The organism is Sphingobium algorifonticola (genome assembly GCF_004005485.1).
GTDB classification, from domain to species: Bacteria; Pseudomonadota; Alphaproteobacteria; order Sphingomonadales; family Sphingomonadaceae; genus Sphingobium; species Sphingobium algorifonticola.
In genome coordinates, this window is sequence record NZ_RZUL01000006.1 from 24,265 (window position 1) to 44,034 (window position 19,770).

Genomic DNA, 19,770 nt, shown 5'->3' on the forward strand with positions numbered 1-19,770 from the left:
GACGGCGTCATCGGGGGCGATCAACCCGTCAACCAAGGCCGATCGCCCTCATGGCTCGCAAGGCAGGCGAACGAGAAACACGCTTCCCTTGCCCATTTCGCTACGCTCGAGGTGAAGTGTCCCGCCGTGCAGGCCAACCAGTTGCTTCACCAGTGCAAGGCCAATACCGAGGCCATCCAGACGATCGCTCCCCGGTCTGCTGACCTGCGCGAAGAGGTCGAAGATCTTCTCCTGCATTTCAGGCGGAATACCGATACCGTTGTCCGCGACTTCGACTTCCGCCCATGGCCCCTTCCGGCGCGCGGTCAACCTGATCTCGCCGCCCGGCGGCGTATATTTGGCGGCATTATTGAGAAGATTGCTCGCGATCTGGGCAAGCCGGCTGAAATCCGCCTCGAGCCAGATGGTCGCATCAGGGAGGTCGCGCACGAGCCTGTGGCCGCCGCTTTCGATAAGGGGCTGGCTCGCCTCGATAGCAAAGGCCAGCACATCCTGTAGCGAGATCCTCTCCAGCTTGAGGGAGATCTTGCCCTGATCGATCCGGGCTATATCGAGCAGGTCGTCCACGAGCCGGGAAACGTGGCGGATATGCCGGTTCATTCCCTCCCGGATCTCGCCTTCCACCCCGGTCCCCGCGCGGCGTTCGAGAAGATGCAGGCCGGCGCCGATCGCCGCGATCGGATTGCGCAGCTCATGACCAAGTATGGCCAGGAACTCATTCTTGCGCCGGTCAGCGGCCTGCAGCGCGTCGGCCATGCTCGCCAGCGCGTCGCGCTGCGCGACGATTTCGCTGCGCTGCCGATAGAGCTCGTAGAAGACATTGGTCTTGGAGCGCAGAATGTCCGCTTCGATGGGCTTCTGAATGAAATCCACCGCGCCTGCGTCATACCCCCTGAACCGGCGCTGCAGATCCGCGCTGCCCGCGGTGAGGAAAATAATCGGAATATGACGCGTGCGCTCATTGCCGCGCATGAACCCGGCAAGTTCGAAGCCATCCATTCCCGGCATCTGGACGTCGAGCAGCGCCAGCGCGATATCTTGGGTCAGCAGCAGCTCGAGGGCTTCCTCGCCCGAACGGGCCTTGAGAAATGCCAGCCCGTCACGCTTGAGCAGCGCCTCCAGCGCCAGGAGATTTTCCTCCAGATCATCGACCAGCAGAAAGTTTATGGGATCGCTCGTGCTCGTCATTTTTCCACCAGCTCAAGGAGATAGGAATGGATGGATTCGAGGCCGAGCCTCTTAGCCCCCGGACAGCTTGCCAATGCCGCCAGAGGCATGGCCGGCATTTCCGCGCTGGCCGGGTCTTCGACAATCGCTGCTCCGCCCGCCTCGACGATCGCGCGAAGGCCCGCAGCACCGTCGTGATTGGCGCCGGTCAGGATGATGCCTGCAAGGGCTTCTCCCCAGGCATCGGCCGCAGACTGAAAAAGGACGTCGATCGCCGGGCGGCTGTGATGAACCGGCTCGTCAGAAGAGAGCGAGAGCGTTCCGTCCTGCTCGACCAGAAGATGATAGTCCGATGGCGCAAAGTAGATGGTGCCGCCGAGCGCTGGCTCCTTCTCCTCGGCCTCCTTGACTTTCAGAAGGCATTTGTCGGCAAACAAGCCCACCAGCGCATTGTCCCGGTCGGATGGCACATGGACCACGACGAGAATGGGAATAGGGTAGGTGGCCGGGAGCGCAGGCAGAACCTTCAGCAGGGCCTGCACCGCGCCAGCGGATGCGCCGATAACGACGGCCTGAGGGCGTTCAGTCATGACAGATCCCGCCGCTGATAGATTTTCTCCTCCCGCACAAAATCGGAAAACCCGGCTGCCTGGCCTGAGAAGCGCAGACTCTCCTTCGATCCGAGCCCCAGAAACCCCTTCCGCGCCAGCGACTCGTGGAACAGACCGATAGCGCGGTCCTGAAGCTCGCGATCAAAATAAATGAGCACGTTGCGACACGAGATCAGGTGCATCTCGGCGAAGACCGCATCGGTCACCAGGCTATGGTCCGAGAATACCACCCGCTCGCGCAGCCGCTTGTCGAATACGGCACGGCCATAATCGGCGGTATAATAATCGGACAGTGACGAGCGGGCGCCCGACTTCTGGTGGTTCTCGGTGAATTTCCGGATCTGGTCGAGCGGATAGACACCCGCTTCGGCCGCTTGCAGCGCGTCCGGGTTGATGTCGGTCGCATAGATCATCGCGCGCCGGTTGAGACCTTCCTCGCGAAGCAGAATGGCGAGCGAATAAAGCTCCTCGCCATTGCTGCAACCGGCAACCCAGAGCTTGAGCGAGGGATATGTCTTCAGATGCGGCACCACCTTTTCCCGCAGCGCGCGGAAATAGGACGGATCGCGAAACATTTCGCTGACCTGGACGGTCAGATAGTTGAGCAGACCCGGTAACATCGCGGGATCATGCAGGAGTTTTTCCTGCATCGCGGAAAAGCTCGAAAAGCCCATCCTGTCACGCGCCTGCAGGAGACGGCGCTTGATCGAGGCGCGCGCATAATGACGGAAGTCATAATGGTAGAACTGGTAGATCGCCTCCAGAAGGAGGTCGATCTCGATGTCTTCGACAGATCCCTGCATAACGGCTCCTTCAGCGCGGCATCCAAACGCGCACGAGCGAGAGAAGTTTGTCGACATCGATCGGCTTGGCCATATAGTCGTTCGCACCGGCCTCGAGACAACGCTGCTGATCATCGGGCATCGCCTTGGCCGTCAGCATCACGACAGGCAGCTTCGCCCAGCGAGGATCCCGGCGGATTTCACCAGTCGCGGTCAATCCGTCCATGACGGGCATCATGACATCCATCAGAACGAGGTCGATGGTCCGTGCCGGGTCGTCGAGCGACGCCGCAAGCGCGTCGAGCGCTTCACGTCCGTTGCGCGCGATCTGCACGACCGCCCCGCGTGGTTCGAGGATGCTGGTCAGCGAATAGACGTTGCGGACATCGTCCTCGACAATGAGAATCCGCCGGCCTTCGAGCGCTGCGTCGCGGTGGCGGGCCTTCTGGATCATCCGGCGCTGTTCGGGTGGCAGCTCCGACACGACCTGGTGGAGGAAGAGCGACACCTCGTCGAGTAACCGCTCGGGTGATTTCGCGCCCTTTATGATGATCGAGTTCGAATAGCGTCGCAGCCGCTGCTCATCGTCCGGCGAAAGATCGTGGCCCGTATAGACGATGACTGGCGGAAATCCGTGATCGCCTTCCCGGCTCAGCGTCTCGAGAAGCTCGAAGCCGGATGCATCGGGAAGGGTAAGATCGAGGACCATGCAATCATAGGTTTGCTCTCGCAGCGCCTGGAGGCATTCCGCCGCCGTTCCCACGCCCACGATCTCGACGGCGTTGGATTTGAGAAGCTGGGCGACCGCATCGCGCTGCACCGGATCGTCTTCGACGATGAGCACGCGGCGCATGCGGGCCGCGAGCTTCTCCTGCAGTCCGGTCAGGACCTCGGCGAGCTGCTCGCGCTTGACCGGCTTCAGCAGATAACCCGCAGCGCCCAGCGACAGCGCCGTCTGGCTATGGTCCGCCGCCGATATGACATGGATGGGGATGTGCCGTGTCTCGTCATCATGCTTCAATCGGTCGAGCACCGTCAGACCCGACTGATCGGGAAGGCCAAGGTCAAGGACAATGGCGCTCGGCCGGAACTGCTGCGCAAGGCTCACGGCCTCCTCGGCCGTGCCCGCGACGATGCACTGAAAATCCAGTTCCCGCGAGAGATCGCGCACGATCGAGGCAAACACCGTATCGTCCTCGATTACCAGCAGGAGCCGGCGACCGTCGGCGATCGCGCCGCGGTCATCCTCCACCGACCAGCCCGGTGCGATCGAGGCAGGACGAGCTGGCACGGCCGGCGCGCTGGAAACGGATGCAGCGGGCATAGGCCTGGCCGTTTCGCGGGGCGCAACACGCGAAGGGTCATAGGCGCGCGGGATAACCAGCGTGAACGTGCTTCCCTGTCCCGGTTCGCTCTGGAGACTGATTGCGCCGCCAAGGAGGCGCGCCAGTTCGCGGGAAATGGACAGACCCAGGCCCGTTCCGCCGAACTTGCGGCTGATCGTGCCGTCCGCCTGCTGGAACGCCTCGAAAATACTGCGCTGCTGGTCGGGAGAAATACCGATCCCGGTATCGGTGACAGCGAGGGATAGACCCTCTTCGCCCGCAGGCGCGATCTCGAGACGAACCGATCCCTTTTCGGTGAACTTGAAGGCGTTGGACAGCAGGTTTTTCAGGATCTGCTCGACGCGCATACGGTCAGTCTCGATCGCAACCGGACTTCCCTCGGCAAGTTCGATCTCCAGCGCCAGCGCCCGGTCGTCGGCGACCGGCTGGAAGAGATGGCGGATATCCCCGATCAGACGCTGGACAGACACCGTTTCCGGCTGGATCTGGACATGCCCCGCCTCGATCTTCGACAGATCGAGAATATCATTGATCAAGGTGAGCAGATCATTGCCGGAGGATTCGATCGTGCGGGCAAATTTGACCTGATCGTCCGAAAGGTTTCCGTCCGGATTGTCGCCCAGCAGCTTGGACAGGATCAGCAGCGAATTGAGCGGGGTGCGCAGCTCGTGGCTCATATTGGCGAGGAAATCGGACTTGTACTGGCTGGCTTGTTCCAGTTCCCGCGCCTTGACCGCCAGGCTCGCACCGGCGCGCTCCAACTCGTCGCGCTGATTTTCAAGCGTTTGCGCCTGTTCCTCGAGCTGGCTGTTGGTCTGCTCCAGTTCGACCTGCTGTTGCTCCAGTCGCACCTGGGATTCCTTGAGGGCCCGGCCTTGCTCCTCGAGCTCCTCGTTCGAAACGCGCAGCTCTTCACTCTGCGCCTGCAGCTCACTCGCCTGACGCTGGGTTTCGTCGAGCGCTTCTTCCAGGCGCATGCGAAAACGGGCGGAACGCAGCGCGATGCCAATCGCGGTCGACGCTTCGCCGAGCAGATCGAGCGCGGATTGGCCGACCGGTTCGAAGAAGCCGAGTTCCAGCACGGCATTGACGCTCTCGTCTGTTCGGGCGGGACCGATCACAAGATGGCGAGGGCGGTCGCGGCCGAATGCCGATCCGATGGTGAGATAGCGGTCCGGGACGTCGCTGAGAATGATCGGCTGACCATCCGCCGCGACCTGTCCAAGCAGCCCTTCGCCGGCGCTGAAGGCGAGCGGTATGTCTGCGTCCGGCGGGACGCCTATGGTGGCGATCCTGTGAAAATGCCCTGCGTCGCCTTTGAACAGAGCACCGCCCTGGAATCCCAGATAGCGTGTCAGATAGGCAAGAATGGCCTGGCCGAGCTCTTCGAGCGATTTCTCGCCGCGCATGGACTCGGAAAGGCCCACCAGTCCGCTCTGCAACCATTCCTGCCGCGCCCTTGCGCGGCTGTTGCGGCGTAGCAGAACGAATATGGCGATGGTGAGCGCGGCGCCGAGCGCGGCCGTCACGAGACCGCTGGTCACAGCCGCCCGGGAAGCGCTGGCCATTTCCTCGATACGCAGCTGGCGCTGGCGCAATTCCTCGCGCGCCATCGTCTCGAGCTGGTTGCGTATGGCGTCCATTTCGGTCTTGCCGCGATCGCTCCTGACCAGGGCCAGGGCGGCATCGAAGCCCTGGTCGCGGCGCAGCGCGATGCTCGCTTCCAATTCGCTGAGCTTTGCATCGACGTGCCGCTTGAGCGACCCGAAGCTCTCCTGCTGGACCGGATTATCCTTCGTGAGGGCCGCCACCATCCGAAGCTGGCCAGCCATTGTGCGCCGGGCGTCGGTATAAGGCTCGAGGTACGGTTCGCTTCCCGTAAGAAGATAGCCGCGCTGCCCGGTCTCGGCATCCTGGACCGAAGACAATAGGTCATTGAGCGCGATCAGGACCCCGTGCGTGTGCCGAATTGCCTGATCATTCTCGCGCAGCGTCGCGACATTACGATAGGCAATCGCGCCGCTGGTAATGAAGAAGGCAAGGCCAAGGAGCAGGCCGACCAGCGACCAGCTGTCCAGACGAGTTCTTGAGGCAGTCGCGCGAGCAGTCGAAATCATGCTGATTCTTTTCGATGACAGAGGCTATTCGAACGGCGTAGCGACAGAGCAGGATCCGGATCAAGGGGGCTGCGCAGGGCCGTGGCCGCCCGGCTATGCGCGGAATTCCACATCCCCGCCGCAGCTCATGAACGATCAGAGGATCTGTCGGCCGAGCCGGTCGCAATCGAGGGCTGCAGGGATGGCGGCATCGGCGGGCGCCCTGTCCTTGCCGAGCCCGAGCGCGCGACCGACCGACTTGCCGAGCGCGGAAAGCACAGAACCAGCGCCGACCTTGCTGCCGGGTGGCTTGCCCGCAGCGCTGAGCGACGGCGCGGAAAAGGTCCCGCCCACCTGGATCGGATCGGCGAGCCTGAGCGGGCTTGGGTCACGCGACCGTCCCTTGATCGAAAGCGCGATACGCTCGTCGGCAAGCGAAAGGCGGCCCTGACCCTGGCCCACCGAAATGCCCGTCTCGACGAGGAAAGGAGAGGGCGTCAAAACCCCGTCTCGCGCGGCGAAGCCGATAGCCAGACAGCGCAGCGGCACCTCGGCTTCCTTGTCGCGCAGCACCGCTCCGATCGCTTTGCCCAGATCCTGCCCGAGCACGGCGGCAAAGGTGCGTTTCACCGTCCCGCCGCGAACGAGCAGCCCTGCGCGCCCGTCTGCGCGGGCCAGCGCCTCACGAATGGTGTCCCCCGCACCCTTGAGCACGACGCGTCCGCGCAGCGGGCCTGTCGCATCGCGTGATCCCATCAGCGTTTCGAGGCGCCCGTCCTGAAACGCAAGGTCCAGCGCCAGGATCGGATAGGCGGCACCGCCGCGCTGGTCGATCGAAACTTTGCCCGACATTCGGCCGCTCGACATACCAGCAACGACGTCATCGAGCGTGAGCAGCTTGCCGTCGAGACGGATCACGCCGCTCAGCGACCGGAAAGCCGACCCCTCGAGCAGCAGACGGTCGGCCCGGAACCGAATGACCCCATCGGTCGGTCCGACTTTTGCAAGATTGATGCGCGTGCCGGGCAGGACGCGCGGCCCGATCCTGGCTTCGATCGTGGCCGCACGCGCCTTGCCCTCGGCATCAGACAGATCATCGAAATCGAAAGCACTGAAATGTATGTCGGCATCGATCTTGGTTCGTCCTTCGCGCTTGAGCACATCGGCCTTGGCGACGAGCTTGGACCGCCCGATCGAACCTGTCATGCGCTCGATATGCCAGTCGCGCCCGGTATGACGAACGCGGGCCTTCAGATCGATCGCGCGTGTCCCAAAAAGGCCTGCCTCGATAACATCGTCGAGATATTTGAGGTTCGGCGCAGTCGCATGAATGTCGAGCGTCATCGCCTTCAGATTGAGCGCGCCGCGGCTCTGCCCGCTGGCCGCGAGATTGAGGAGCGGTGATCGCAGTTCAAGGCGCAAGGGATAGGGCGCCTCGGGGGGCAAATCGGCAATCCGGCCTCCACGCAACGTCATCCGGGCTGGCGCCTCATGGAATTTTCCGGCGGCGTCGACCCGCAACCCGCGAGCGTCCGACACAAAGCTGCCCGCAAGATTGAGAGAGCGCTTGTCATCGCGCACGGTGATCCGGCCATCTGGAATGGTGAGCCGTTCAAGGCCCGTCCCCGCATCATCCCTGGCATCGTCCGCTTTGTCCTGGCCTTGCCAGTTTGCGCGTCCCTTCGCGTCGCGTACGAGCGCGACGGTCAGCCCATGCGCGACGAAGCCCTCAGGCTGCGGGCCTCGCCCGACGAGAAGCGGCAGGATTGGCAGCCTCGCTTCGATGGTCCTGGCGTGCACCATGTCGCCTTTGCCGGCCCATGCGGGCTGCTTGACGGCAATGTCCCGCAACACGATGGTCGGGGTGAAGGACAGCCATTCCCGCCGCTCGATTGAGCCGATCGAGACCTGTGTGCCCAGCGCCGAGCCGATCCGGCCAGCGATTGCGTCCTTGAACAGGCCGAAGGGAAATGCCGCAAGACCAATCAGCGCAATGCAACCGAGCAAGACCGTCGCAGCAATTCCCCTGATGATCCATCGCCGATGACGCGCGCTTGCTTCTGATGCCATCGCCTCGAAACTCGCACATTGGGATCGAGTTTCCGCGCTGGCGGGGGGCGCATGCAATAACCGCAATCATGGGACTTTGGCGCAACACATTGGCGCTGAGAACTTCGGCCCTATCATTCGGCCGAACGGTTCGTCGTATATGGGCGCAGCCTTTATCCGTCTTGCTGCGTTCTTCCTCCAAGCATCAACTATTCTGGAGACATGCCATGGGTGAGATGACGGACAAGATCAAAGGCCATACCAACGAGGCCATCGGCAAGGCGAAGCGCGCCGCGGGCGAAGCACTCGACCGGCCCGATATCAAGGCTGAAGGCGACGCCCAGGAAGCCAAGGGCGATCTGCAGAAGGCCAAGGGTGCGGCAAAAGGCGCCGTGAAGGACGTCGTCAACAAGACGTGACCCCGCGTCCGGCTGAAATTCGGTGGCCCGGTGATCCGTTCGCCGGGCCATCTTGCTATACGGGATCTTCTGCCTGATTTTTAGGCAAGCTTTTGCGGCATGTTAAGCTGTTTCGATATCAAAGGAATTTCTCGCCCGCATGATCCTCGAACATCGATGCGCTGCGGACATAGTCCGCGACCGTGTCGAGCGACTTGTGCCGCGAATGGTCCTTCATCTTGAACAGGTTCGCGCGCTTCGACGCTGCCTCTGTCAGAAAGCCAGCCCGCAGCGAATGCCCGGAATATAGCGAAGGGTCGAGACCCGCCGCTGCCGCAGCGGTCTTTACCAGTCTTGCGACCGTCTTGTCAGTGATTGGATTGTCGGTGAGCGCATCGGAGCGGGTCAGCCGTCGAAACACCGCTCCCTGCCGAGGCTTGCCGGTAGCCGGATCCAGGCCGCTCAGCCCCGCTGCATGGAGCCAGTGCTTCAGCAGATTGACGGGCCGGATGATCCGTCCTTCCGGAATCGCGATCACCTGGCCGACCTGCTCCTGATCGCGCTTGGACTGCGGGATGGTAATACGCAGGCCCGATTGCGCGAATGCGAGATCCGGGAGCTGCATCGCTGCGAGCTCCGACCGCCGAAAAGCCCCGGCCATGCCGACAGCCAGGATCGCCCGGTCGCGCAGCGCGCGGAGCCCCATCCCCTCGATCGTCGCGAGCATGGCTTTGAGCACATCCGCCTCGGCCGGCGCCTTCTGCTCCTTGCGCCGCGCATATTTGCGGCGGACGCCAGCGAGCATGGTGGCGATCACGCCGGCGGCGTCTCGCGCGGTTGGAGAGGGGAAGCCCGCCTCCTTGTGATGATGGTTGATGGCGGCAACCCGCCGGCCGATCGTCACCGGCGCGATTCCCGCCTCGGCCTCGACATGGGCGAACAGGGCAACGATGTCAGGATGCGCCGGCAGTGCCTCGACGTTGCGCGCATCGCAGAATGCGCAGAAGCGCACCCAGTCGGACGCATAGGCCTTGTGAGTCGAGCCCGCCTTGGACGCTGCCAGCGTATCCCGTGCGCCCTCGATCTCCGCCAGCAGGTCCGCCGGAAGATCGGCCGAGAGAGGGAGGAGGTCGCGCGCCATCGCTATCGGATCAGCCTGATGTCTGCGTCGCTACCGAGTTTCAGCCAGTCGCGGTCGGCCGTATAGATGGTCGCGCCTCGCGCCATGCCTGTCGCGATGCAGGCGCAATCGCCAAAGCCGATATTGAGTGGTTGCGCCTTTGCAATGAGTGTGCCGGCGATCGCCGCCGCCTTGGCATCGAACGGGAGCACTTTGAGGCCAAAATCCCCGGCCGTCTCGATCGCAAGCTCTTCTGGCGTCCCCTTGAGCACGAGGGTCGCGATCACTTCGGACAGATTGACGCTGCTGATCGACGCGTCGGCTAATATGTCATCCTCGTCGACGCCATGCGGTTCCCCCAGGATGAACGCGATCAATGTCGAACTATCCAGAACCTTGTCAGCCACGCTGCGCATCCTCCACCCGCATCGCCTTCAGCGCGCCCTGCAGGTCGGCATCGGGTTCGAGATAGGGCGAGAGTTTGGCGCGGATACGCTCCAGCGTCTTGGAGGGGCGCCGCACCGAAAGCTGGCCATCCTGCAGTTCGAGATTGAGTGTGTCGCCGCCCGTAAGCCCCATTTCGCGCCGGATCTGGGCCGGAATCTGTATCCGGCCATCGGACGTCATTTTGACACTATGGATGGACATGGCGGCTATCTCCCAAGGCGCACTAAACGGCAAGTTCGTAGCTATTATCAATTCGCCGATTATAACGCTATATGGAGAGAATTTCAGTCCCCCACTTACGTCCGAGAATCATATTTATCGGACATACGCATTTTTCGGACGAGGATAGCCATGGGGCGGCTTTAGTGACATCATTCCTACGATTTGGCATACTCGTCTCTGCGAGCCACATATATGTTGAAAGGACATGAATTGCCCATTCAGGTCAATATCGCCCCAAATGGCCGCATGAGCCTTCCAGCTGACCTCAGGAAGCGGATGGGCCTGTCCGACGGCGGCACAGTGTTCGTCGAAGAAACCGACGAGGGGATCATCTTGCGCACTGCGGCGCAGGCCGTGGCGCGTTCACAGGCTTTGGCCAAACGCTTTGCAGAAGGTGCTTCCGATCTCTCGGTCGATGCCTTCTTGGCGCGCCGCCCGGCGGAGAGCGGCGAATGAGCGATATCGTCATCGACGCCTCGGCGCTTTTAGCAATGCTCAACGCCGAGCCCGGCGGCGCAAAGGTCGCGGCCAGGATCGCATCGGCCCGGATCAGCGCGATCAATTATGCCGAAGTGGCCAGCCATTTCGTCAAGGCCGGGATGCCCGAACGCGAAGTCGACGCCATGCTCGCACCCTTGCCGATGACCATCGTCGACGTCGACCCAGGCCTTGCCCGCCTCGCCGGCCGCCTCAGCGCCGTGCCGGCAGATCCGCTCCTATCGATCGGCGACCGCTTTTGCCTGGCGCTCGCCATCCGCGACGGTGCGCCGGCCTGGACCGCCGACAGAAAATGGCGCGCAATTACAAGCGAGGCGAAAGTCGAGGTCGTCGTGATCCGTTGAGATCGCAGGGCGTGGGTGTCACTCTTCGCCAGCGCCAGCCTTGAGTCCTTCCAGGTCGATCACCAAGATACCGCGGCGGTCCGGCGTATCGATGAAGCGGAGCGAATTGGCCCAGCTTAGAACCGCCAAGCCTAGAACCGAATGCATCCAGAGAGAGCGCGTCGACCCGCCTGCGAAGCGCCGGCCACCGTCACCTCGCCTTCGCTTGCCTGATTGATACGCAGATATGCTACGTCTTTCTGAGTCGTCAGCATGCGAAGAACAGGCGAGGCCGGCGCCAGATCGCTGACCCACATCTTTCGCGCCACATCCACCGAGCGCATGGGCAGGTTCACGATGCCCCCGTTGAATACAAGGCTCAGTGTCAGCGAATGCATTGGTGGGGCTCGATAAAGCATCATCCCGAAATAGCCCCGACCCCGGTCGCAGTAGAGGCTGATCGTATCGATATGCGTCGAGGCAGCTGGGGTTCCCAGGGCAAGCGATTGTCCGCCCGCCAGCGGCCGATACTCCCACGGTGGGCCAGGCGCTGCCACTGCTTCTTCGGGTGGTTGCTCAGCGCGCATCCTGGCGATGTCGGCCGGCAATGTGATCCGCCGGCCCAGTGTCCGATAGAGCGTAAGCTTACCGCCCTCCCACAATCCAACCTCGGCTGCGCGCTGCGCGGGATCGAGCAGCACATAGGCCATGTCGTAACCGCCACGACGTTCCGCATTGCCGCTCATATAGTAGACATTGCCCGCACGGCTGAGCGGTGTGGAAACCGAAAGATTGTTTTCGAGCACGGCGGCTTTTGCGCCCAGCATGCTCTTTAGCACCGACGATATGCCGCCCTTGTCGAACATGTCATAATGGCCGTTCGCGTCTGCGGCCTGCGCGAGATTGCTCCATTCCAGACTCTGTGTCGGCCGGGCGGCAATGGCCGGACCTCGTGGCGGAGGCGGTCGTTCTGCGGCAGCAACGGTTGCGCGGCCGCAACGGGCGTAGGGCGAGCCCCGGACCAGCGCAGCATAAGGTTCGCGCAGCGGCTTGCCGAGATTATTCTCTATGGCGATCCGTCCCGGCGTTTCATCGGCATTGAGGGTGAGAAGAAGCGGGCCAAGATCGTCATCATTCCGCGGGAAAGGGAAGAACCATGTGCTTTTCCCCTCATACCGGTCCCCCATATAGGTCAACGCCCATTCGAAGCGCGCCGGATGGATCGTCTGGCCGGAAGCAAGAGTGAAGGTGAAACCGGTCGCATCGACCGTCAGGCGCGGCGTGCGAGTGCAATCGCCGCCAGGCGCATATTGGCCAAAGCTGCCATCGAGATTCTGGCCCTTGAGCGTGGTGATCGAAAGCGCCCAAGCCGGTGCGGCGCTCATCGCGCAAAGCACAGCCGCGGCGAGCAGCGAACCACCCATGCGGGTTCTGGGCTTCTTGCCGTGCGCGCCCTGCCGCCGCTCGATCCCTGCCGTTTTCCTGCCCATGCGCGAAAAGCTAATCCGCTCCTCCCGAAAGTCAAAGCGTACACACCGATGCCCGGTCATCGAAAGCTGGCAACGGAAAATGCACTCCCCCATGCCACATAAAAAGACCCGGGGGCACAAGCCTCCCGGGTCGAGGCGGAGACCGAGTCTCCATTGGGTCGCAAAGACTAGATGCCAGCAACCTGTAAAAGAAATCAATACTGGAGTGAAACGAAGTTGCGACCCGAGAAGGCTGGATTTTTCGATAGCCCGCCAAACCTTAAGCTCGGTCAATCCATACTGCGCGAGCCATCAGGGTTACGGCCGGTCATCATAAACCATTGGGCAAGCGTGCTCGGAGCGCCGATGAGCCGTTCGATCGCGGCGCACACGTGATACGCCGCCTCGCACTCACCCTGCCTATCCAACGTCGCGAGCACGTCTTGAAGCATTGACCTGGCCTCCACCAGCTCTTCCGTGAGCACGCGTTCGGGAAAATGCTGCATGACCAACCTCCCAGGTTTCTGATCTTATAGCCGGAACAGCGCCGCACGTCTCTTTGCCGCATCATCAGATCTGTGCGTCAGAAGTTTGATCCTGCGATGCGTTTCAGTCCCGGAACAAATTACCGGCCAACGGATTGGACAGACGCATTATTTGGAAAGGTGGGCCATGGGCTGGATTATCGCACTGATCGTGGGCGGCATCGCCGGATGGCTCGCCAGCATGGTCATGAACCGTGACGCCTCGATGGGCGTCATCTGGAACATCGTCGTCGGCTGCGTGGGATCGCTTATCGGCAATGCGCTATCGGGCCCGCTCTTCGGCGTTCGCGGAAGCGTTCAGCAATTCTCGCTCACGGGCCTCATCATCGCCTTTGTCGGCGCAGTCGTGCTGCTCGGAATCGTTAATCTGGTCCAGCGCAAGACCATTCGATAGGTTTGCATCTAACCATCGAGATTCATTCTGGTGTCGAGAGGTGACGCGCTAGGCCCGCATCATCTCTTGTCCTTTTTCCAGCCAAAGCGTCGTACCGCGCGGCAGACCTTGCCAATGCCCCTCCTCCAGCGGAACGCTGGCGACCAGAATCTGCGGGCCGGCCTGGTCCTTTTCGATATGGGCGCCCCTCACGTGCCAGGACCGTTTGTCGGGTTCGATTTCGCTGATGTGAAGACCCGGTTCACGCGCCTGGGTTAAGCTGCCATCAGCCTCTTCATACCGCCGTCGGTCCGCGTGGACGAACAGGCGCGCGCCCTGCCCATACAGAAAATTGCAATCGCCAAAGTCTCGCATCTCGCGGCAAAACTCGGTGAACAGCTCAAAACGGGCGGAGGTCGCGTCTGTCTTGTTCAGCTGTTTCAGGCGGTCCAACAGGATCATGAAAGCCAATTCGCTATCCATATCGCCAACGCAGTCCCCAAGGATGGCGGACCCTGTGTATCGTTTCCTGAGCTCCGGGAGGTCGCCATTGTGCGCAAAGCTATGGGTCTGACCACCTATCGTCCGCAAGAAAGGATGGGTGTTGCACAGAGCCGGAGCGCCGGCTGTCGCGCGCCGGACATGGGCCATAACCATGTTCGACATCGGGGGGTCGGTGCCAACCAGATTTTCCAGTGCACTGGTCGCGCCTTCCGCAGGCTCCTTGAATAGATAGGCGTCCCGCGGCTGTGCAAAGACGATGCCCCAACCATCGCGATTTCGATACCGCCGGCCGCCATGCGTCGCGAATTCGGTCAACTGGTAGGTGAGTTTGACGGGATGATCGCTCGATACGGCGAAAAGCTCACACATGCGCCAGCACTCCGCCAGACGCCCTGGGCGCGAGCAGGGCATCGATATGACGCGGCCCGTCTTTCGTAGGTCTCAAGGTCGGATAGCGCTGACCGCCGGTCCAGGCGAGCGAGACCGGCTTCACTCTGTCGAACCGCTTCACCATGAGGTCTATGGTCGCGCCGGACTGCTGCGCACGGTCGATCGCATCCTGCAGCGCTACGACCGAATAGACCCGCTCCCCCACCGCCACGATCTCGGTTCCTCTCACGAGCCCTGCGTCATAGGCTGGCCCCTCCCAGAGCACGTCGATGATCTTCGCGCCGATGCCGACCTTCATGCCCAGGGAATAGCTGAAATCGAAATATTGGTAATGACGCTGATCATGGCCAAGCCAGTCCGATGGGCCTCCCTGCCAGGCAAGTTCATAGCCGCCAAGCGCTATCCCGGCATAAGGCGCGCGGGGTGCAATCCGATCCACGCGGCTCGCGAATACTCCTCCCATGGGTGCGACAATATAGCATCGAGCGCGGCGATGATGTCGGCGCGCGAATAGGCTGAGGCAGGCGCTTGCCAGTCCGCCAGCGTCGGTGGCCCAAAAAAGGCGCGCGCAAAATCGTCGAGCGAGTGCTGCCCGCCCGTACCCTCCCGGATCATTGCGTCGATCTCGAGCCAGATCAGGAGCCCCTCGCCATAATAGTCCTCCGATCGCTGCCAGCTCGTCCAGGGCTGCGGCTCGCGTCCAGTGAAAATCGGATCCATGTCCGTATCCGCGAGGGGGCGCCATCGCCGGCCAGGCCGCGTGTCATAGGTCGTGTAGATTAGCGCAAAGGCCTCAAGCGTATGGGCTACTGAAATGAGGCCGCAGCGCGCCGCCAGGACATGACCGTAAAATTGTGTCAGGCCCTCATAGACCCACATCAATTCGTCGGTCATGCTCGAGAAGTCAGAATGGAGGTTCCCGCTCGGCACGCGATATTTTCCGATCCACGCATGGACATATTCGTGCGGCAGGAGATCGTGCTCGGTGGTGGAGACGTCCCACTGGCTGAAATAGGTCGATCGCACACCGCACTCGCAGCAGGCGCGATGCTCCAGGCCGAGCGTTCCGGTCTGCTCTGACAACGACATGAGAAAATCATAGCGGGCGAAGGGCCTGGCGCCGAAAAGAGCGTCGGCCTCGGCGATGAGGCGCCGGTGGGCGCCCAGCACATCGTCATCGCGGGGAAGCTGGTCCGCGCGGTCGGCAACGATCGTGAGTTTGACGGCCGGATCGAGCGTTTCGATATGGGCGTGCCGTCCCGCCATGACAGGGGAATCCAGCAGACGGCGAAGACTTGTCGGAGCGAAAGCGAGGTGGCTACCCTCAATACTCTGGGCATCCAGCGCTGTCGCCCAGAGCCAGCCGTCGGGCAGACGCAATTCTGCGCGAACCTCCAGGCTATCGACATCCACGCGAGCCGGATAGAGGCACACCGCGCCCCAATCGAGGCGCAGCATGTCATCGCTGACCACCACCCGCCCCTGCCAGGCCTCGGTCGGCGTCAGCCCCTGGAAGGTCGCGCGCAGTTCGCTTGCCCCCTCAGGCACGTCGATAGCAAGCCGAAAGGGATCCAGCGGATCGCGCGTCCATCGACAGGGCTCACCGCCGACCGAAAATTCGAAACCAGCGAGAAAGTCGATAGCGCCGCGGGGTGCATGATAGGCCGGTATCCATTTCGCAAGGGCCAGCACGACCTGTGCGCCCGGCTCCAGCGGGATGGTCTGGGCGACGCGGAAGATAGCGCGATCGGTGTCCCGGGCATCGACGCTGAGGGGAAGAGTTCTCGCCGGTTCAGCAGCCATCGCGCCATACCAATCGTTTAAGTCAAGGAAACAGGGTCGATCTCACTTGTAGGCGCCGCGCGTGAACCCACGCTTGCCATTCTCGGTTGGACGCTACCGCCGTGCAACCCTAAGCTCATGTCCGGGTTGTCCAGTTGCCGGGACCGCGAGGATTGCCACGCCGAACCATCGCGACCTTGAAGCCGAGACACAATGCCCAGGGAGGGCCAAGCATGACCACAGTCGCCGAGGTTATCGTCGAAACCCTCGAGGCAGCGGGAGTGCGCCGCTGTTACGGCATTCCCGGCGACACGCTCAACCATGTGACGGACGCCATCCGCACGAGCGGCATTCGGTGGATCCATGTCCGCCATGAGGAAGCCGGCGGATTTGCAGCGGGCGCCGACGCCATGCTCACAGGAGAATTGGCAGCTTGCGCGGGGTCCTGCGGTCCCGGGAGCCTCCATTTCATCAACGGTCTGTTCGAGTCCCACCGCAACCGGGCGCCCGTCATCCTCATCGCCAGCCAGATCGTGCGCGACGAACTCGGCTTCGATTTTCCGCAAGAGGTCGATTTCAAGGCGATCTACGCGTCCTGCAGCGTCTTTTGCGAAGAGATACGCACACCGGCCCAAGCCAGGCGGATGACCGCCATGGCTGCGCAGGCCGCACTTGCAACGCGCGGCGTAGCGGTTCTGATCGTTCCGGCCGACGTGTCGAGCGCGGCAGCGCCCAAAGAGCCGCATTTTGCAGTGCACCGCGCAAAGCCCGTCGTTCTGCCATCGGATACCGAACTCGACCGGCTCGCCGCTGCGATCAACGCTGGCAAGCGTATAGCAATTTATGGCGGATCGGGCTGCGAAAAGGCCCATGATGCGGTTCTTGCGCTCGCTGCCCGGCTCAGGGCGCCCGTTGCCCGTACCTCCCGCGCCAAGGATTTTCTCGAACACGACAATCCGTTCGATGTGGGCATGACCGGCATCTTCGGCAGCGAGGCAGGATATCATGCCCTGATGTCGTGCGACGTATTGCTCCTGCTCGGCTGCGACTTCGCGTGGCGTCAATTCTATCCTGAAAAGGCGACGATCCTTCAGGTAGACCTGGATGGAACCCATCTGGGGCGTCGGCATCCGGTGGATATCGGCGTCGTTGGGGATATCGCCCCAACTCTGGATGCCCTGCTGCCCCGCATCCTGCAGCGCGACGACGAGCATTTTCTCTCCGAGTGCCTCGCCAATCGCCGCGAGACGGAGGAAGATCAGGCAAAACACGCCCAGGTCGGCAAAGGCGGCGCGATCCATCCCCAATATCTTGCCCGGACGATCTCCCGGCTGGCCGACCCGGATGCGATCTTCACGGCAGATGGGGGATCGCCGATGGTGTGGTGCCTGCGCCATATCGCCGCAACCGGGCAGAATCGAACCGTGGTCAGCCTCAGCCACGGTACGATGGCCAATGCGATGCCCCAGGCGCTCGGGGCGAAAGCCGCATTCCCCGAACGCCAGGCTATCGCGCTCTCGGGTGATGGGGGTCTCGCGATGATGCTGGGAGACCTCCTCACCGCCGTCCAGGAGCAGCTGCCGATCAAGGTTGCCGTGTTCAACAACTCCGCCCTCGATTTCGTCGAGATCGAGCAGAAGGTCGAAGGCCTGCTCGACACCTATACCGATCTGCTCAATCCCGATTTCTCTCGCGTCGCCGAAGCCATCGGCTTTCGCGGCTGGCGGGTGGAACAGCCCGACCAGCTTGAGACTGCCGTGAAGGCCTGGCTGGCAGAGCCCGGCCCCGCGCTCCTCGACGTTGTGACCGACAGGTTCGAACTGGTCATGCCGCCCAAGGTCAAGGCGGGTCAGGTCGCAGGGATGGCGCTCTATTCGGCAAAGGCGGTCCTGGGCGGCCGCGGCCGCGAGGTCGCCGGCATCATCCGGAACCTCCTGTCATGAACCGGCCGACGCTTGCCGACGCGCTGCTGCGCGATGCGCCCTTGTCGCGCAACATACTGCTGCTGGTCGGCCTCGTAGGCACGCTTGTGCTGGTCATGCTGGGAATGCGCCATCCCCCTGTCCTGTGGCTGCTCCTCTTGACCGTGCCCCTCCTGATCATCGGCGCCATCGATCTTTTCCAGACCCATCATTCGCTGCGGCGCAACTATCCTGTATCGGCGCGCTTCCGCTGGTTCTTCGAGTGGCTGCGCCCTTTTCTGCGGTCCTACATCGTCGAGAGCGATCTCGACGGCCGTCCCTACAGCCATGACGAGCGCGCGCTCGTCTATGCCCGCGCCAAGAGCGACGAAGCCACCCATCCCTTTGGTACGGAACTCGACGTCTATTCCGACGAATATGAGTGGCTTGCCCATTCCATCGCACCGTCGCGGACGGCGCGGCGCGACACCCGCGTAACCGTCGGCACCGAGCAATGCGCGCGGCCCTACGCCGCCGCGCGCCTCAACATTTCGGCCATGAGCTTCGGCGCGCTGGGCGCCAATGCCATCGAGGCGCTGAACCTGGGCGCTAAGCTTGGCGGTTTCTATCACGATACCGGCGAAGGCGGCCTCTCGCCCTATCATCTCAAACATGGCGGCGATGTCGTCTGGGAGATCGGTTCAGGTTATTTCGGGTGCCGCGACAAAGACGGCCATTTCGATCCTGGTCACTTCAAGGACCGGGCAAGCCTTGATGCGGTCAAGATGACGGAGATCAAGCTCAGCCAGGGCGCCAAACCCGGGCATGGCGGTCTTCTCCCCGGCCCCAAGGTCACGGCCGAAATCGCCCGAACACGCGATGTGGCCGAAGGCCAGGATTGCCTTTCGCCCGCCTATCACTCGGCATTCTCGACCCCGATCGAGCTGGTCGAGTTCGCCGCGCGCATGCGCGAGCTATCTGGCGGCAAGCCGGTCGGCATCAAATTGTGCATCGGCTATCCCCACGAGTTGTTCGCCGTGGTGAAAGCCATGATCGAAACCGGGATCTATATCGACTTCATCGTCATCGACGGCGCCGAGGGCGGCACCGGCGCGGCACCGATGGAACTCTCCGACCGGGTCGGCATGCCACTTCGCGAAGGGCTCATATTGGCGCGCAACGCGCTGGTCGGCACGCATCTCAAGGGAAAGATCAAACTTGTCGCCTCTGGCAAGGTCTACTCCGGAGCATCTCTTGCGATGAACGCGGCCCTCGGCGCGGACTGGTGCAATGCAGCGCGCGCGTTCATGTTCTCACTGGGCTGCGTGCAGTCCATGCGTTGCCACACCGATACCTGTCCGACGGGCGTCGCCACCCAGTCTCCCGCCCGCCAGCGCGGTCTGGTCATCCCGGAAAAGGCGCAGCGCGTTGCTCACTTCCAGAAAGCAACGCTCGACGCACTGCACGACATCGTCGTTGCCGCCGGCCTCCAGTCACCCGATGAGTTCACCCCCGATGGCCTGCGCCAGAGAATCAATGCCGCCGAGATGCGATCGATCGACGAAATCTACAGCTTCGTCGAGCCGGGAGAATTGCTGGAAGGTTGCCGCGATCCGCGGCTCGCCGCCTGGTGGCGCATGGCGCGCGCCGACAGCTTCGCCCGCGCCCTTTAGAGCATGGCATCGGCACGGCCCTCGCTTTGCGCAAGAGCGATGAATCCTTGCTGCAGTAACCGCAGTCGAATCCC

The 19,770-nt window shown here is 62.4% G+C and carries 19 protein-coding genes; 6 read left to right on the forward strand and 13 right to left on the reverse strand.

The window, feature by feature from the left end:
* Positions 1 to 48: 48 nt before the first annotated feature.
* The 5 genes from ENE74_RS14470 to ENE74_RS14490 all read right to left on the reverse strand — a co-directional run bounded on the left by ENE74_RS14470 (position 49) and on the right by ENE74_RS14490 (position 8,009).
* Positions 49 to 1,188 carry a hybrid sensor histidine kinase/response regulator gene (locus ENE74_RS14470; RefSeq protein WP_127691656.1) on the reverse strand — a complete coding sequence of 380 codons (1,140 nt, stop codon included), beginning with the start codon at positions 1,186 to 1,188 and terminating at the stop codon, positions 49 to 51.
* Positions 1,185 to 1,757, reverse strand: coding sequence for a chemotaxis protein CheB (locus ENE74_RS14475; RefSeq protein WP_063976409.1), 573 nt, complete (start codon positions 1,755 to 1,757; stop codon positions 1,185 to 1,187). The genes ENE74_RS14470 and ENE74_RS14475 overlap by 4 nt, the downstream gene beginning before the upstream one ends.
* A complete protein-coding gene (locus tag ENE74_RS14480) occupies positions 1,754 to 2,581 on the reverse strand; it encodes a CheR family methyltransferase (RefSeq protein ID WP_127691744.1) in 828 nt (275 codons plus the stop codon). Before ENE74_RS14480 ends, ENE74_RS14475 begins: the two co-directional genes overlap by 4 nt.
* 10 nt (positions 2,582 to 2,591) lie before the next feature.
* Positions 2,592 to 6,023 (reverse strand): response regulator, encoded by a 3,432-nt coding sequence (locus tag ENE74_RS14485; RefSeq protein ID WP_127691657.1) that lies wholly within the window; start codon positions 6,021 to 6,023, stop codon positions 2,592 to 2,594.
* Between the two features lie 135 nt (positions 6,024 to 6,158).
* A complete protein-coding gene (locus ENE74_RS14490) occupies positions 6,159 to 8,009 on the reverse strand; it encodes an AsmA family protein (protein ID WP_164847493.1) in 1,851 nt (616 codons plus the stop codon).
* Positions 8,010 to 8,287: 278 nt separating this feature from the next.
* On the opposite strand from ENE74_RS14490, the gene ENE74_RS14495 reads away from it, so the two are divergent.
* The gene (locus ENE74_RS14495; RefSeq protein ID WP_327197069.1) at positions 8,288 to 8,470 is read left to right on the forward strand and encodes a CsbD family protein; all 183 of its coding nucleotides are present in this window, start codon (positions 8,288 to 8,290) and stop codon (positions 8,468 to 8,470) included.
* Positions 8,471 to 8,588: 118 nt separating this feature from the next.
* Here ENE74_RS14495 and ENE74_RS14500 read toward each other — a convergent pair whose 3' ends face one another.
* The 3 genes from ENE74_RS14500 to ENE74_RS14510 are packed head-to-tail and all read right to left on the reverse strand — an operon-like array spanning position 8,589 to position 10,217.
* Positions 8,589 to 9,590, reverse strand: a complete 1,002-nt coding sequence (locus tag ENE74_RS14500; RefSeq protein WP_063976405.1) for a site-specific integrase — start codon at positions 9,588 to 9,590, stop codon at positions 8,589 to 8,591.
* Positions 9,591 to 9,592: 2 nt separating this feature from the next.
* A complete protein-coding gene (locus tag ENE74_RS14505; RefSeq protein WP_063976404.1) occupies positions 9,593 to 9,985 on the reverse strand; it encodes a type II toxin-antitoxin system VapC family toxin in 393 nt (130 codons plus the stop codon).
* Positions 9,969 to 10,217: an AbrB/MazE/SpoVT family DNA-binding domain-containing protein gene (locus ENE74_RS14510; RefSeq protein ID WP_063976403.1), complete on the reverse strand. Its 249-nt coding sequence runs from the start codon at positions 10,215 to 10,217 to the stop codon at positions 9,969 to 9,971. Before ENE74_RS14510 ends, ENE74_RS14505 begins: the two co-directional genes overlap by 17 nt.
* Before the next feature lie 231 nt (positions 10,218 to 10,448).
* On the opposite strand from ENE74_RS14510, the gene ENE74_RS14515 reads away from it, so the two are divergent.
* Entirely contained in the window at positions 10,449 to 10,694 is a 246-nt protein-coding gene (locus ENE74_RS14515; protein ID WP_127691745.1) for an AbrB/MazE/SpoVT family DNA-binding domain-containing protein, read from the forward strand.
* Positions 10,691 to 11,080 carry a type II toxin-antitoxin system VapC family toxin gene (locus ENE74_RS14520; protein WP_127691659.1) on the forward strand — a complete coding sequence of 130 codons (390 nt, stop codon included), beginning with the start codon at positions 10,691 to 10,693 and terminating at the stop codon, positions 11,078 to 11,080. The genes ENE74_RS14515 and ENE74_RS14520 overlap by 4 nt, the downstream gene beginning before the upstream one ends.
* A 131-nt stretch (positions 11,081 to 11,211) precedes the next feature.
* Here the strand turns inward: ENE74_RS14520 and ENE74_RS14525 are convergent, their stop codons facing one another.
* Entirely contained in the window at positions 11,212 to 12,549 is a 1,338-nt protein-coding gene (locus tag ENE74_RS14525; RefSeq protein WP_127691660.1) for a hypothetical protein, read from the reverse strand.
* 269 nt (positions 12,550 to 12,818) lie between these two features.
* Entirely contained in the window at positions 12,819 to 13,034 is a 216-nt protein-coding gene (locus tag ENE74_RS14530) for a hypothetical protein (RefSeq protein WP_127691661.1), read from the reverse strand.
* Between the two features lie 166 nt (positions 13,035 to 13,200).
* Between ENE74_RS14530 and ENE74_RS14535 the strand changes: the two genes are divergently transcribed.
* Entirely contained in the window at positions 13,201 to 13,467 is a 267-nt protein-coding gene (locus tag ENE74_RS14535; RefSeq protein ID WP_127691662.1) for a GlsB/YeaQ/YmgE family stress response membrane protein, read from the forward strand.
* Between the two features lie 48 nt (positions 13,468 to 13,515).
* On the opposite strand, the gene ENE74_RS14540 is transcribed toward ENE74_RS14535, so the two are convergent.
* Genes ENE74_RS14540 through ENE74_RS14550 form a run of 3 tightly spaced genes read right to left on the reverse strand, consistent with a single transcriptional unit; the run spans position 13,516 to position 16,143 of the window.
* Positions 13,516 to 14,319, reverse strand: a complete 804-nt coding sequence (locus ENE74_RS14540) for a class II glutamine amidotransferase (RefSeq protein ID WP_127691663.1) — start codon at positions 14,317 to 14,319, stop codon at positions 13,516 to 13,518.
* A complete protein-coding gene (locus ENE74_RS14545; protein WP_127691664.1) occupies positions 14,312 to 14,779 on the reverse strand; it encodes a PDZ domain-containing protein in 468 nt (155 codons plus the stop codon). Before ENE74_RS14545 ends, ENE74_RS14540 begins: the two co-directional genes overlap by 8 nt.
* Positions 14,740 to 16,143, reverse strand: a complete 1,404-nt coding sequence (locus tag ENE74_RS14550) for a M61 family metallopeptidase (protein WP_127691665.1) — start codon at positions 16,141 to 16,143, stop codon at positions 14,740 to 14,742. Before ENE74_RS14550 ends, ENE74_RS14545 begins: the two co-directional genes overlap by 40 nt.
* 212 nt (positions 16,144 to 16,355) lie before the next feature.
* Between ENE74_RS14550 and ENE74_RS14555 the strand changes: the two genes are divergently transcribed.
* Together ENE74_RS14555 and ENE74_RS14560 are read left to right on the forward strand one after the other, a co-directional pair.
* On the forward strand, positions 16,356 to 18,065 hold the full coding sequence (locus ENE74_RS14555; RefSeq protein WP_127691666.1) for a thiamine pyrophosphate-dependent enzyme: 1,710 nt from the start codon (positions 16,356 to 16,358) through the stop codon (positions 18,063 to 18,065).
* The gene (locus ENE74_RS14560) at positions 18,062 to 19,696 is read left to right on the forward strand and encodes an FMN-binding glutamate synthase family protein (RefSeq protein ID WP_127691667.1); all 1,635 of its coding nucleotides are present in this window, start codon (positions 18,062 to 18,064) and stop codon (positions 19,694 to 19,696) included. Before ENE74_RS14555 ends, ENE74_RS14560 begins: the two co-directional genes overlap by 4 nt.
* Positions 19,697 to 19,770 lie beyond the last annotated feature (74 nt).

What these genes read in the sequence shown, in the direction of transcription:
- ENE74_RS14535 (WP_127691662.1), top strand. Translation starts at nt 13,201, where the DNA reads ATGGGCTGGATTATCGCACTGATCGTGGGCGGCATCGCCGGATGGCTC.
- ENE74_RS14475 (WP_063976409.1), bottom strand. Translation starts at nt 1,757, where the DNA reads ATGACTGAACGCCCTCAGGCCGTCGTTATCGGCGCATCCGCTGGCGCG.
- ENE74_RS14540 (WP_127691663.1), bottom strand. Translation starts at nt 14,319, where the DNA reads ATGTGTGAGCTTTTCGCCGTATCGAGCGATCATCCCGTCAAACTCACC.
- ENE74_RS14525 (WP_127691660.1), bottom strand. Translation starts at nt 12,549, where the DNA reads ATGGGCAGGAAAACGGCAGGGATCGAGCGGCGGCAGGGCGCGCACGGC.
- ENE74_RS14485 (WP_127691657.1), bottom strand. Translation starts at nt 6,023, where the DNA reads ATGATTTCGACTGCTCGCGCGACTGCCTCAAGAACTCGTCTGGACAGC.
- ENE74_RS14470 (WP_127691656.1), bottom strand. Translation starts at nt 1,188, where the DNA reads ATGACGAGCACGAGCGATCCCATAAACTTTCTGCTGGTCGATGATCTG.
- ENE74_RS14555 (WP_127691666.1), top strand. Translation starts at nt 16,356, where the DNA reads ATGACCACAGTCGCCGAGGTTATCGTCGAAACCCTCGAGGCAGCGGGA.
- ENE74_RS14500 (WP_063976405.1), bottom strand. Translation starts at nt 9,590, where the DNA reads ATGGCGCGCGACCTCCTCCCTCTCTCGGCCGATCTTCCGGCGGACCTG.
- ENE74_RS14480 (WP_127691744.1), bottom strand. Translation starts at nt 2,581, where the DNA reads ATGCAGGGATCTGTCGAAGACATCGAGATCGACCTCCTTCTGGAGGCG.
- ENE74_RS14510 (WP_063976403.1), bottom strand. Translation starts at nt 10,217, where the DNA reads ATGTCCATCCATAGTGTCAAAATGACGTCCGATGGCCGGATACAGATT.
- ENE74_RS14530 (WP_127691661.1), bottom strand. Translation starts at nt 13,034, where the DNA reads ATGCAGCATTTTCCCGAACGCGTGCTCACGGAAGAGCTGGTGGAGGCC.
- ENE74_RS14560 (WP_127691667.1), top strand. Translation starts at nt 18,062, where the DNA reads ATGAACCGGCCGACGCTTGCCGACGCGCTGCTGCGCGATGCGCCCTTG.
- ENE74_RS14495 (WP_327197069.1), top strand. Translation starts at nt 8,288, where the DNA reads ATGACGGACAAGATCAAAGGCCATACCAACGAGGCCATCGGCAAGGCG.
- ENE74_RS14520 (WP_127691659.1), top strand. Translation starts at nt 10,691, where the DNA reads ATGAGCGATATCGTCATCGACGCCTCGGCGCTTTTAGCAATGCTCAAC.
- ENE74_RS14505 (WP_063976404.1), bottom strand. Translation starts at nt 9,985, where the DNA reads ATGCGCAGCGTGGCTGACAAGGTTCTGGATAGTTCGACATTGATCGCG.
- ENE74_RS14550 (WP_127691665.1), bottom strand. Translation starts at nt 16,143, where the DNA reads ATGGCTGCTGAACCGGCGAGAACTCTTCCCCTCAGCGTCGATGCCCGG.